Origin of the sequence: Streptomyces huasconensis, assembly GCF_021028635.1 — a bacterium.
Taxonomy (GTDB): Bacteria; Actinomycetota; Actinomycetes; order Streptomycetales; family Streptomycetaceae; genus Streptomyces; species Streptomyces huasconensis.
The window spans coordinates 640,938-653,232 of sequence record NZ_CP086119.1 but is presented as its reverse complement, the minus strand read 5'-3'; the positions used below and the strand labels follow the sequence as shown (position 1 = coordinate 653,232).

Here is a 12,295-nt window from a genome sequence, read left to right as displayed (position 1 = left end):
GACAAGGCCGTCGCCGAAGCGGACAAGGCACGCAGCTGCGGCTGCTGCCGCCAACTCAGGGACACTGGCGCAGAGTTCGGCCGAATGGGCCCGTGGTTCGGCCGACGAGTCATGGACCGCCGCCCATGCGGCGCGTTCACGTCCGCCGACGGCATCGGCCGCATCGACGAGGACCTCAGAGCGGCGCTGCGGGACGCTCAGGGCACGGGGGGCGTCACCAGAAAAGCGGACCCCGGCCCGGTGCGTGCCCAAAGGGCAACATTTATGAGTGGGACTTCCCGCATGGCACTGTCGAGAAGTGCAACAAGCGAGGCAAACATCTCGGCGAGTACGACCCCACAACGGTCGCCGAGACAAAGCCCGCGGCCAAGTCACGAGAGGTGGCCCCGTGAAGATTTTGATCACCGTCTACAGAAAGGACTCCGACTTTCCTGAGCGGGAGTTGGTTGTCTCGGGGATCGGCCTGGAGGCTGCAGCCGACGTGGTGGGCATCCCGGCCGACCGTCTCGTCGACGTGTACCCCCTTGAGGAGAACCAGGCGGCGGCACTCGGCCGGCTTGCCGATGTGCGTCTCGACCTGGATTCCTACGAGTACTTCCTGGAGGCCGCCGAGGGCTGACCTGCGGTGCGGTCCCGCCGGAACAGCTCTCTGCGGGACCGCGCAAACGGATGCCGGAGACATGCGATCAAGCAGGGAGCAGGGAGCACAGGAAGGTCCGGTCACTGGACGTGGGGGCACAGCATCCCCGTTGAAGTACGTCCGTGGCCGAGGACCGCGAGGGGCAGGAGCCCCTATTCCCCGCCTCCCTCGGATGCTGCCGTCTGCGACGTGGCCGTGGCGGAGACGCTGACGGCGTAGATCAGGGTGACGCAGCCGCGCGAACTCGCCGAATCCGCCAAGGCATGGAGGAATCTGCCGGGATGGTCGGCGGTCGGGATATGACATGGCCTCCCCGGCTTTCCTCGACCGAAGACATATACGGGGATCGATGGCGGAGCCGCCTCCGGGCCCGGTACGGCTCCTGAGGGGTGTGTCGGGACTTGGGCCGGAAATAGAACGGAAGAGCTGGTCAAGAGCGGGATGACGGTGGCTCCGCCCCGCACCGGGAAGCGACCGCGGCCGCACCGGCCCGGCGGGCCACCGAGCGCCCCCGTGCGGTGGCGTCACCATCGTCCGCAGTGGCATGGAGACCAAGGGCCCGCCACCACCGGGTCGGTGATCCGCAGCCCTTGGCCGTTTGGCGGCGACTGCCTCGGCAGGGACTCACGTCGGCGCGGCAGATCGATCGACACGAGGCCGGCGGCCCCTTCCGTCCGCCTCGCCAACGGCGTGCGGTACGGTCTCGCGTCCTCGGTCTGGACGCGGGACCACCGACGCGCGATGACCCTGGCCCGGAGGATCGACGCGGGATGTGTCTGGATCAACTGCCACCTTCCGGTCGCCGCCGAAATGCCGCACGGAGGGTTCAAGCATTCCGGCTATGGCAAGGACCTCTCGTCCTACGGCCTGGAGGACTACACCCGCGTCAAGCACGTCATGACCTACCTGGGGGAGCCGGGCCCCTCGACGTAGCCGGGCCCCTCCGCCCCGGGCGCCTCCGTTCGGGGCCCCTCGGCCCCGGAACGGAGGGTCGTCGGGCTCAGCGCAGCGCGATGAGCCCGATGGCTAGCGCCGCACAGACCAGCCCCGCCACCTGACCCCGGTTCAGGCGCTCCTTCAGTACCACCAGGGCGAGGAGGACAGGGATGGCGGGGTAGAGCGCCGAGAGCACGGTGGCGATGGCCATGAGCTGTTGCCTGGTGGCCTCCAGGTACAGCACGATCGCCAGAGTGCCCAGGGCGCCGGCCGCCACCGTGGCCGCCCAGGGCCATCCCCTCAGCCTCCAGCTCGCACCGTACGTTCCCAGGACCACCGCGATGACGGCGACCGAGACCACGCGGCTCAGCACGACGGGCCACAAGCCGCTGTCCTTGTCCACCTGCGCCATCGCCAGGAACTGCACACCGAAACCCACGCTGGCGACCAAGGCGCTGGGCACTCCTGCGGACACCGTCCCCCGCTGACGTGTGCCGTCCGGTTCCGGCGAACTCTGCGAGACCAGCCACAGCGCGGGCAGGACAGCGGCGATCCCCAACCAGGCGGGGACTCGCGGGCGTTCCCCCAAGAAACCCACCCCGACCAGTACCGGGAGAGCCACGGCTCCGACGTCGCTGACCGGGACGACCACGCTCATCGCCCCCTTCGACATCGCCCGGTAGAGGAAGGCCACTCCCACTCCTGTCCCCACCCCCGACAGGGCCCCCCAGCCGTAGTCCGCGAGCGTGGCGGAACCGCCGTTCAGGGACAGGGCAAGAATCAGCCCCAGCACGGTGCCGCCCAGTTGCGCGTGGAGAGCCACGGTCAGTCCGTCGTGTCTGCGCGAGACCAAGCCGTTGACGAAGTGCGTGATACCGAAACACAGAGCGGACAGCAGAGCGAGCAGTTCACCCATGGTCACGCTCGCCGCTCGCTCGGTGGTCCCGGTCCGCCTGCCCCACCGGACAGATCGCACCGCCCTGGACGCAGACACATCGGTCACACAACCGGCATATGCGTTCGGCGTCACCCGGCTGCCGGTACAAACCTGTCAGAAGCTTGCTCAACAACCCGCCGAGCTGTTCCTGCTCGCGGGGGTCGAGGTGGTGCAGGGCCTGGCGCAGCGCCTCGCTCCGGGAGACGAGGAGGCGGTGTGCCGCTTCCTCGCCTAGATCGGTGAGCTGGAGGCGGACCCACCCTCCCCAGCTGGGCTCTTTGCGGACCAGTCCCTGTTTCTCCAGTCCCTCGACCATGCGGGCCGCGGCGGACTGGCTCAGTCCCACGCGCCGTCCCAGCTCGGTCACGCTCAAGCCGGAAGTCGTGGACAACACCACCAACGCGGCCGCCCCGCTCGAACTGGTACCGGCCGAAGCGGTCGCCTCCGCCGTCACCACGTCACTGAGAGCAAGCGAGAGTGCCCCCAGCAGATTCGCCGTACGTAATTCATCATGCATGACTCATGCATAACCCCCTTGGGCTGCGACAAACAACGCCATGTGCTGCGCCGCCGAGAGCCACTCCTGGTCCGGCGCGCGGCGCGGCAGCCCCCGCCACCGAGCCGCGTACCCGTCCCGCGCCGACTTCCGGCTGCGGCCAAGACGGCGCTGCACAGGTGGAACGCTCCGACGGTCAGCGAGGAGGTGGACCCGGCTGCCGTCCCCAATCCAACCCAAGTCGCCCGTCTGCTTGGCGTTGGCGCGGTTGCTCAGCAGTGCGGGCGCGGCTCCCACTTGGAGGCGTCTTCGGCTGTATGTACTACGCGGCCATGCGGCCGGCGGAGGTCATTCACCTCTGGCTCGAACAGTGCCATCTGCCCGAGGCCGGTTGGGGGATGCTCAACCTGTCGGGCGGCGTCATCACCGCGGGCAAGGAGTGGACGGACGACGGCGCGGTGCACGAGGTGCACTCGCTCAAGCGCCGTGCGGCTACCGCGACCCGGCCGGTGCCCGTCCCGCCGCAGTTCGTGCGCATCCTGCGCGCGCACATCAAACAGTTCGGCGTGGCACCGGACGGTCGGCTCTTCCGGAGCCAGGCAGACAACTACGTGGCCGCGTCTGCGTACGGCATTACGTGGGCGCGGGCACGGAAGCATGTCCTGACTCGCACGGAACTCGCCTCCGTTCTAGCCAAGCGGCCCTACGATCTGCGGCACGCCGGGATCTCGTTCTTGCTTGTACTCCGGGATGGACCCGGCCGAATGCGCTCGCCGTGCGGGGCAGAGCATCGAGGTCCTCTTCCGTCATTACGCCAAGTTCCTGGACGGCGTCCGGAAGCAGGCCAACCGCCTCATCGAGCAGTCCATGGCGGAGTGGGACCGCGTCAGCCAGGGCGGGGCGTCTGAGGGGTGAGTCGGGGACTTGGACCGGAAGTAGACCGGAGCGGGCCGAGCGGAAGGCGCCTGACTGGTAAAAGCCCAGGTCAGGCGCCCCTTTTCGTGCGTCTAGAAGAAGCCGAGCTTCTTCGCCGAGTACGACACCAGGAGGTTCTTCGTCTGCTGGTAGTGCTCCAGCATCATCTTGTGCGTCTCTCGGCCGATGCCCGACTGCTTGTACCCACCGAACGCCGCATGCGCCGGATACGCGTGGTAGCAGTTCGTCCAGACGCGGCCCGCCTGGATCGCACGGCCCGCCCGGTACGCGGTGTTCATGTCCCGCGTCCACACCCCGGCACCCAGCCCGTACAGCGTGTCGTTCGCGACCTTGATGGCGTCGTCGAAGTCGTTGAACGACGCGACCGAGACGACCGGGCCGAAGATCTCCTCCTGGAAGATCCGCATGCGGTTGTCACCTTCGAAGATGGTCGGCTGGACGTAGTAGCCGCCCGCCAATTCGCCGTCGTACTCAATGCGTTGGCCGCCCGTCAGGACCTTGGCGCCCTCCTGCTGGCCGATGTCCAAGTAGGAGAGGATCTTCTCCAACTGGTCGTTGGAGGCCTGGGCGCCGATCATCGTGTCGGTGTCGAGCGGATGCCCTGCCTTGATCTGCTCGGTGCGGGCGATCGCCGCTTCGAGGAAATCGCTGTAGTGGCCGCGCTGCACCAACGCCCGCGACGGACAGGTGCAGACCTCACCCTGATTGAGCGCGAACATCGTGAAGCCTTCGAGCGCCTTGTCACGGAAGTCGTCGTCGGCGGCGCACACGTCGTCGAAGAAGATGTTCGGCGACTTGCCGCCCAGCTCCAATGTCACCGGCTTGATGTTCTCGGAGGCGTACTGCATGATCAGCCGGCCCGTGGTGGTCTCCCCGGTGAAGGCGACCTTCGAGACACGCGGACTTGAGGCCAACGGCTTGCCCGCCTCCACGCCGAAACCGTTGACGATGTTGACCACGCCCGGCGGCAACAGATCGGCGACCAGGCTCATCCAATAGTGGATGGAGGCGGGCGTCTGCTCGGCGGGCTTGAGGACGACCGCGTTTCCGGCAGCGAGTGCCGGTGCCAGCTTCCACGTCGCCATGAGGATTGGGAAGTTCCACGGAATGATCTGTGCGACCACACCGAGCGGCTCGTGGAAGTGGTACGCGACGGTGTCCTCGTCGATTTCGCTCAGCGACCCCTCCTGGGCGCGGATGACCCCCGCGAAGTACCGGAAGTGGTCGATGGCGAGCGGAATGTCCGCTGCCAGGGTCTCGCGGATCGGTTTGCCGTTCTCCCAGCTCTCGGCCACCGCGAGCTGTTCGAGGTTGGCCTCCATCCGGTCCGCGATCTTCCGCAAGACATCGGCCCGTTCGGTGACGGACGCCCGCCCCCACGCAGGCGCGGCCGCGTGCGCCGCATCGAGGGCCCGCTCGACGTCCTCGGCGGTACCCCGGGCCACCTCGGTGAAGGGCTGGCCGTTGACCGGGCTCGGGTTCTCGAAGTACTGCCCACGTGCGGGCGCCACATACTCGCCACCGATGAAGTGGTCGTAGCGCGCCTGGAAGTCGACGATCGCGCCCTCGGAGCCGGGCGCTGCGTAACGGGTCATCTTGGCTGGCCTCCCGGGGAAGGCTGCCCACGGTCGGGCAGCTCTCGCCCGGAGGCTAAGAACGCGGACGTTGCATGTACGTTGCGAAGGTCCTCCTCAGTACGGTCGCTGGGAGCTGCGGCCGTGGCCGTGCCCGGAGCCGTGGCCGTGCCTGAAGCCGGGGCCGGGGCCGGAGCCGTGCCCGTAGACATGGCCAGAGCCGTGCCCGGCGAAGGCCAGCTCGGTGTCGAGTTCACGCAGGCGCGCCAGAACGGGAGGCGTGGGGCGCAGCGCGGCCAGCGCCCGCCACACCACCAGGTCGTCCTCGCCCCAGGGAGCGTGCGCCCAGTCCGCCAGCAGGTCGGGGTCGCCGCGAGCGACCAGCGCCGCCCGCAACTGGTCGGCCAGCCTGCGACGGAGGCGGACCAGCGCGGGCGCCTGCGACTGCGGGAGCAGCGGCCCGGCGTACGCGGCGACTGCCGCCGCCACCGCACCGGTCCCCAGCCGACGCTCGACCAGGCCGGCATCGCATGCGACAGGCATCGCCAAGCGGTACGGACGAGACCGCAGCAACTCCGCCCCGACCACTCGCCTGAGCCGAGCCATCTCCGCCCGCAACGTCACCTGCGGCACCGACTCATCCTCGTACAGCGCGCACAACAGCTCGTCCCCGCTCAGCCCCTCCGGATGGTGGGCGAGCAGCACGACGATCTCGCTGTGCCTGCGGCTGAGCCGCACCTTCCGCCCGTCCACCACGAGCAGCGCTTCGTCCCTGCCCAGCGCCGATATCTCCACCGCTTCCCCCGCTCCCGTCGGCGGCGCGAGCAGTGCGAGCTGGGACTCCGCGGCCCTCGCCACCGCCTGCACGAAAGCCAGGCTGTGCGGGTGTGCGAGGCCGTCCCCACCCGTGATGTCGACCGCCCCCATGAGCCTCCCGGTCCGCGGGTCGTGCACCGGAGCCGCCGCGCACGTCCATGGCTGCACGCCCCGCATGAAGTGTTCGGCGCCGAAGACCTGCACCGGCCGGTCCACGGCGATCGCCGTCCCCGGCGCGTTGGTTCCGACCGCGGACTCCGCCCACCGGGCGCCCGGCACGAAGTTGATCCGCCCCGCGCGCTGCCGCGCCACCGCGTGACCCTCGACCCACAACAGCCGGCCCCGCGCGTCACACACGGCGAGCAAGTGCTCTCCGTCCGTCGCAAAGGTGCCCATCAACTCCCGGAACAAGGGCATCACCCTGGCCAGCGGATGCTCCGCCCGATATGCCCCGAGGTCGCCGTCGGACGGCTCCACCGCCGCGCCGGTGCCCTCCGGGCTGACGTGGGCCCTGGCCGACCTTCGCCACGAGTCGGCCACGACCGGACGCACCGGACGCACCACTGTCCCGGCAGCGGTGAACCTCTCGTGCGCCCGTCGCAGCACCCGCACCCGCTCGGCAGGGTCCGCGCCCGGTTCAAGAGCCACCCATGGATTGGTCAACTCGGCCTCCCGAGACGGTGATGCGGTGGTGCCATCGTCGCTCCGGGCACTGTGACCGACAAGCGTGCCGTGACGGGTGAGGCGCCCTGCTTCTGGCCGAGGTGGGGCGAAGCCACCCTCAGGCGAAGTTGACGAGGCGTATGTAGCGCGACCAGTCCCAGTACGGGCCGGGGTCGGTATGGTCCGAACCGGGTATCTGGTGGTGCCCGATGATGTGCTCACGGTCCATGGGGATGTCGTACGTCGCGCAGATGGCGGCTGTCAGCGCTGCGGACTGCTCGTACATCGCGTTGGTGAAGTACTGCGGTTTGTCGATCCACCCTTCGTGTTCGATGCCGATGCTGCGCGTGTTGTAGGTCCAGTTGCCGGCGTGCCAGCCGATGTTGCGGTCGCGCACGCACTGGGCGATGTGGCCGTCACGGGAACGCACCACGTAGTGGGCCGAGACCCTCTTCGCCGGGTTCTGGAAGATGGCGAGCGTGTCCGCGTATGTCTCCTGGGTCACGTGGATGACCACGTAGTCGATGGGATAGCTGGTGGGGCGGCTGGAGGCCGTGTAGTTGGAAGTACTGGCCGGAACCCACTCGGCCAAGGGGTAGTCGACCGCCCCTGCCTGAGCGGTCGCGCGGTTCGTGCTCGCGAGCGCCGCCGGAAAAGCGGCGGCGACCGCGCCCTGGAGCAGTCGGCGCCGACTCGGGAAAGGTCTCGTTCCATCCATGACTGACCTGCCTCTCGGTAGGGGAACGGCTGGACTGGCGCGCTGCACGGGAGAGAGCCGCTGCGACTACTGCCATGGCGGAGGGGCTCCGGCCGGGAGAAACAGTTGGGACTCGGGTCGGGAGAAGACAGCTGGGACGAAGACCGGGGGAGTACAGCCCGGGCTAAGCCTGGGAGGGGCTGCGAGTTGCGCCGTAAGGGAGCACGGCGGCTGTCTCCCGCAGCCGCGTGTGCATACCGCGGTGCGTTTCGCGCGCGGGCAGCCACTCCTTGCGGAGCTTGGCCACGCACGTGTAGTTCGTGTCGCAGACATTGGCGAGCGGCGACTCGACGGTCTGTGTCGCGAACTGATAGGCGTCCAGTTCACTGAACCCGTAGTCACGCACCAGCCACTGGACCAGGTCGAGTTGCGATATGCGGAACGCGTCCTCCAGAGGGCGTGCCGACCCTGTCGAGATGATGTGCGTGTCGGACTCCAGGCGCGGCCAAGGCGTGGCCACGCCCTTCAGAAGTTCGACGATCACCACGGTGTTCATCGCGCATTCGACAGCGACCCCGCAGGTCTCCCCTTCACCCTGGCGCGCGTGCCCGTCACCCAGACTCAGCAACGCACCCTCGACGTTCACGCCCAGATAGCACGTGACTCCCGCTCGCATCTCGGGTGTGTCCATGTTGCCGCCGTGGGCGTCGGGCACGAGTGCCGAGCGCACCTCCAGATTGGCCGGTGCGACTCCGACCGTGCCGTGCATCGGGTCCATCGGCAGGGCGATCTCGAACTCGCTGTCCCGCGCGCTGAACTGTGCGGTGCGGCGAGCCCTGTCCAACTGCCAGATCCACACGGCTTCCGGCAGCGGCGCCTGGAGCGAAGCGGTCGAGTGAGTGGACGTGAGGGCGCCGAAGAGCGGGACGGTCGTGGACGCCGCCCAGTCCCGGGCCGGTTCGATCGACACGAAGTGCACGGCCAGGGTGTCGCCGGGTTCCGCGCCCTCCACGTAGAAGGGTCCCGTCTGCGGGTTGAGGAAGGGAAACTCGCACACCTCAGAGACGAGGTCCTTCTCCGAGCGCACGTTCCCGGCGAAGCAGTCCTCGGTGAACAGGTCAAGGACCGTACCCGGCACGATGCGCGCCACTGGCGGGGCGCCGCCGAAGGTCCAGGCGTATTCGCTCGGTTCGGGCCGCACGGTCAGAATGCGGGGGTCGCTCATCGCTGCACTGCTCCACTCTGGCCCGGTGGGCCGCTGCTTTTGGGCGGGACTGCCTTCCCGGGCCTCTTGCCGCTCTCATCGCTTTTGCTGCTTCGGTCGCCCTAGTCGCCCTAGTCGCCCTAGTCGCCCTAGTCGCTCTTGTTGCTCGCGGTGTCGTGGCAAGCCAAGCCACCAGCCCGATCCGGACCGACATCGGCATGAACCCCCGATCCGCAGGGACGCCGTCGCCGTCCGGCCAACGGCTTCCCGCGTGAATTACGGTACGGCGCCCGCTGGTTGGGGCGGAAGGGCATAGCTCGCATCTGTGTACAGTCGCGCGATTGTGGAAAACTCGGCCACTCGAACGGGGGAGGGGAAGGCCGGCGAACGCCTTCCGGGGGTGGCGGATTTACGCGCCCTCGACCCGACCGGCAGCCTGATCCGGTCCCCGGATCGATCCCGCGCCGCGCGTCGGCTCTGCGGTCCTGCCCATGGTGCCGCGCAGCCCGCATGGGCCCGCCCTGATCTCGACGTATGACCCGCGTAGCCCGCATCGGCCTGCCCCGGCGGTCGACGGACGCACCGCGCAGTCCGCAACCGAACTACCCGGCCGCGCACACTCCCACCGGGTCGTCCAGCACAGCCCGCACCACCGAGTGCGCCGCCCCCAGCAGAGGCCCGTCCGGCCCGAGCCCCGACACGGTCACTCCGCAGGCCCGGCCGCCTGTCCGCCCCGTCAACTCCAGCTCCAGCGACGGCAGCAGCCACGGCGCGAGGCGGGACAGCGCACCGCCGAGCACCACGGCTTCGGGGTCGAGGAGATTGACGGCCCCCGTGAGGGCGATGCCCAAGGCGGTCCCCGCGCCACGCAAGGCCCGTCGCACCGCCTTGTCGCCCCCGGCGGCCCGCTCGGCGAGGAGCCCGAGTCGGCCCTCGCCGGGCTCCAGCCCCGCCGCTCGGAGCACCGCCACCTCACCCGCGTACTGCTCCAGACAGCCACGGCCCCCGCAGGGGCAGGACGGCCCCTCGGCCCGCACCGGTACGTGCCCCAACTCGCCCGCGAAACCCCGTGCTCCGCGCAGCAGTCGGCCGTCCACGACGAGCGCGGCGCCGATGCCGATCTCCGCCGAGACGTGGAGGAAGTCCTCCGGTATGCCCTCGCCGAGCCACAGCTCGGCGAGCGCGCCGAAGTTGGCCTCGTTGTCCACGGTCAGCGGGAGCCCGGACAGGAGCAGCGGTTCGAGGTCGGTGTCGCGCCAGCCGAGATTGGGCGCGCGGACGACCGTGCGGGTGTCCGTGGCGACGAGGCCCGGCACAGCTACCGCAAGGCCTGCCGGGCTCATCCCCGCCCGACGGGCGTCGTCGCAGACCTGCTGCACCATGGCGGTCAGTTCCCGCAGCACCGGCTCGGGCGACCGGCCACGGTTGCCGACCCGGCGTACGGCACGGGCACGGACCTCTCCCCGCAGGTCGACCGCGCAGACCGCGAGATGATCGACGCCGACCTCGGCCCCGACGCCCACCGGGCCCCGCGCGCTGACCGCGAGGGCGGAACCGGGGCGGCCCACCCGGCCCGGGCGCTCCGGGCCCAGCTCGTCCAAGAACCCGGATCGGATCAACTCCTCCACGAGGGTGGAGACGGCGGCCCGCGTCAGCCCGATCCGGGAGGCCACGGCTGCCCGCGACAGGGGGCCGTGCGCGGCCACGGCATACATCACCCGGGAGAGGTTGCGGCGGCGCATCCCGTGCTGAGTGTCGGGCAGCCGCGCACCCGATGTCCCCGGGCGCTTGTCGTGCAGCGGTGCGGTCATGCCTCGGTCAGCCCTCACTCCCCATGGGGCGCCCTGTCCATGAGCGGCGCCGCGTCGGAGAGTACCCCGGAGATCCGCGACAGCGTCGCGTCGTCACGCTCCACCGGGTCGAGCATGGGCCCCTGGGCGGTGCCCCAGCGCCGCGCGATGGCGCTCGGGTCCTCTCCGGTCAGGATGCCCGCCGCCTGCGCGGCGGCACCGAGCGCGACCAGTTCCTGGGCCTTGGGCACCTGGACGGGACGGCCGGAGAGGCGACGTACGGTGTGCTGCCAGGCCGCACCGCGCGCTCCGCCTCCGATGAGCAGCAGCGGGGACGACCTGTCGGCGTCCCTGTCGAGGACGAGGTCGAGGGCGCCGAGCAGCGAATGCACAGCCCCGTCGTACGCGGCCTGCAACAACTGTCCGCGCGTCGTGTCGTGCCGCAGGCCGTGCACCACCCCGGTGGCGTGCGGGAGATTCGGCGTCCGTTCGCCGTCCAGGTACGGCAGGAGGGTCACCGTGCCACCGGGGGCCACCTCCTCACGGTCGAGGCGCAGCAGGGCGGCCACCCGGTCGACGGCCAGGGTGCAGTTGAGCGTGCACGCCAGCGGAAGCCATGCGCCTCGTGCGTCGGCGAAACCCGCCACTGTGCCCGTCGGGTCCGCGGGGCGGCGCTCCGAGACCGCGTACACCGTGCCCGAGGTGCCGAGACTCAGCACTGGGGTGCCGGGGCGCAGCCCGAGCCCCAGTGCGGCCGCGGCGTTGTCGCCGGTTCCAGGGGCGACCAGTGTGCCTTTGGAGAAGGGCAGTTCACTGCCCCCGCGTACGGTGCCGACGACTTCGCCGGGGCGTGCCACGCGGGGCAGCAGCGCCGGGTCCAGGCCGACCATGCCGAGGATCTCCTCGTCGTACGTCTCCGTTGACGACGCCCACCAGCCCGTCCCCGAGACGTCACCGCGATCGGTTGTGCCGAGCCCGGTGAGGCGTTCGGTGAGGTAGTCGTGGGGCAGACGAACGGCGGCCGCCGCGCGCGCGGAGGCCGGCTCGTGTTCGGCGAGCCAGGCCCACTTCGTGACGGTGAACGAAGGCCCCGGCACACTGCCGACCCGATCGGCCCACTCCTTGGGACCTCCGAGCCTCTCAAGGAGCCCTCGGGCCTGTGCGGCGGAACGCACGTCGTTCCACAGGAGCGCGGGCCGCACCGGCTTGCCCTCCTTGTCGAGCGTCACCAGGCCGTGCTGTTGCCCACCCACCGACACCGCCGATGCCTCCCGCGCGAGAGGCCCGCACTGCCGTAGCGCCGTGCACAGCGCTTCCCACCACTCCTGAGGGTCGCTCTCGCGCCCCTCACCGGTGGTGACCCGGTGCGGCGCCTGGCCGCGTGCCACGACCTGCCCGGTGGCCGCGTCGACGACCAGAGCCTTGGTGGACTGCGTGGAACTGTCCACTCCGACGACGAGGGGCCCCTGGACCGATGGCGCTGATGACATGCGGGTCTCCATTCCTGCGGCTCACCCCGGGCGTGCCCCGGAGTTCCCTCCCCGACCTTCCCAGCGGCGCCCTCGGATACTAATTTGTTAAGAGCCATGACGAAATAGGTGAGGGA

At 69.8% G+C, this 12,295-nt stretch carries 11 protein-coding genes and 2 pseudogenes; 5 read left to right on the top strand and 8 right to left on the bottom strand.

All coding sequences use genetic code 11. The features are described 5' to 3' along the window. Positions 1–125: 125 nt before the first annotated feature. The 3 genes and pseudogenes from J2N69_RS36625 to J2N69_RS02840 form a co-directional block, all read left to right on the top strand. Positions 126–392 carry a colicin E3/pyocin S6 family cytotoxin gene (locus tag J2N69_RS36625; RefSeq protein ID WP_408056667.1) on the top strand — a complete coding sequence of 89 codons (267 nt, stop codon included), beginning with the start codon at positions 126–128 and terminating at the stop codon, positions 390–392. Continuing rightward, positions 389–619, top strand: coding sequence for a DUF7683 domain-containing protein (locus J2N69_RS02850; protein ID WP_230905023.1), 231 nt, complete (start codon positions 389–391; stop codon positions 617–619). Before J2N69_RS36625 ends, J2N69_RS02850 begins: the two co-directional genes overlap by 4 nt. Before the next feature lie 690 nt (positions 620–1,309). After that, positions 1,310–1,573 (top strand): annotated as a pseudogene (locus J2N69_RS02840) (aldehyde dehydrogenase family protein); the annotation flags it as partial. 67 nt (positions 1,574–1,640) lie between these two features. On the opposite strand, the gene J2N69_RS02835 reads toward J2N69_RS02840, so the two are convergent. Then, positions 1,641–2,492 (bottom strand): EamA family transporter, encoded by an 852-nt coding sequence (locus J2N69_RS02835; RefSeq protein WP_230899288.1) that lies wholly within the window; start codon positions 2,490–2,492, stop codon positions 1,641–1,643. Here J2N69_RS02835 and J2N69_RS02830 point away from each other — a divergent pair. Next, positions 2,491–2,748: a hypothetical protein gene (locus J2N69_RS02830; protein WP_230905022.1), complete on the top strand. Its 258-nt coding sequence runs from the start codon at positions 2,491–2,493 to the stop codon at positions 2,746–2,748. The genes J2N69_RS02835 and J2N69_RS02830 overlap by 2 nt on opposite strands. 45 nt (positions 2,749–2,793) lie before the next feature. Here the strand turns inward: J2N69_RS02830 and J2N69_RS02825 are convergent. Then, a pseudogene (locus tag J2N69_RS02825) lies at positions 2,794–3,030 on the bottom strand (MarR family transcriptional regulator); the annotation flags it as partial. Positions 3,031–3,747: 717 nt separating this feature from the next. Between J2N69_RS02825 and J2N69_RS02820 the strand changes: the two are divergent. After that, a complete protein-coding gene (locus J2N69_RS02820; protein ID WP_230899287.1) occupies positions 3,748–3,924 on the top strand; it encodes an integrase in 177 nt (58 codons plus the stop codon). Between the two features lie 92 nt (positions 3,925–4,016). On the opposite strand, the gene exaC is transcribed toward J2N69_RS02820, so the two are convergent. The 6 genes from exaC to xylB form a co-directional block, all read right to left on the bottom strand. Then, on the bottom strand, positions 4,017–5,540 hold the full coding sequence (gene exaC / locus J2N69_RS02815; protein WP_230899286.1) for an acetaldehyde dehydrogenase ExaC: 1,524 nt from the start codon (positions 5,538–5,540) through the stop codon (positions 4,017–4,019). Positions 5,541–5,636: 96 nt separating this feature from the next. Beyond that, entirely contained in the window at positions 5,637–6,998 is a 1,362-nt protein-coding gene (locus J2N69_RS02810; protein ID WP_230899285.1) for a helix-turn-helix domain-containing protein, read from the bottom strand. A 118-nt stretch (positions 6,999–7,116) separates the two neighbouring features. After that, complete coding sequence (locus J2N69_RS02805) at positions 7,117–7,716, bottom strand: N-acetylmuramoyl-L-alanine amidase (protein ID WP_230899284.1); 600 nt, start codon at positions 7,714–7,716, stop codon at positions 7,117–7,119. A 163-nt stretch (positions 7,717–7,879) separates the two neighbouring features. After that, positions 7,880–8,920 carry an acetamidase/formamidase family protein gene (locus tag J2N69_RS02800; protein ID WP_230899283.1) on the bottom strand — a complete coding sequence of 347 codons (1,041 nt, stop codon included), beginning with the start codon at positions 8,918–8,920 and terminating at the stop codon, positions 7,880–7,882. A gap of 581 nt (positions 8,921–9,501) precedes the next feature. Next, entirely contained in the window at positions 9,502–10,710 is a 1,209-nt protein-coding gene (locus J2N69_RS02795) for an ROK family transcriptional regulator (protein WP_230899282.1), read from the bottom strand. Positions 10,711–10,724: 14 nt separating this feature from the next. Next, entirely contained in the window at positions 10,725–12,179 is a 1,455-nt protein-coding gene (xylB, locus tag J2N69_RS02790; RefSeq protein ID WP_230899281.1) for a xylulokinase, read from the bottom strand. Positions 12,180–12,295 lie beyond the last annotated feature (116 nt).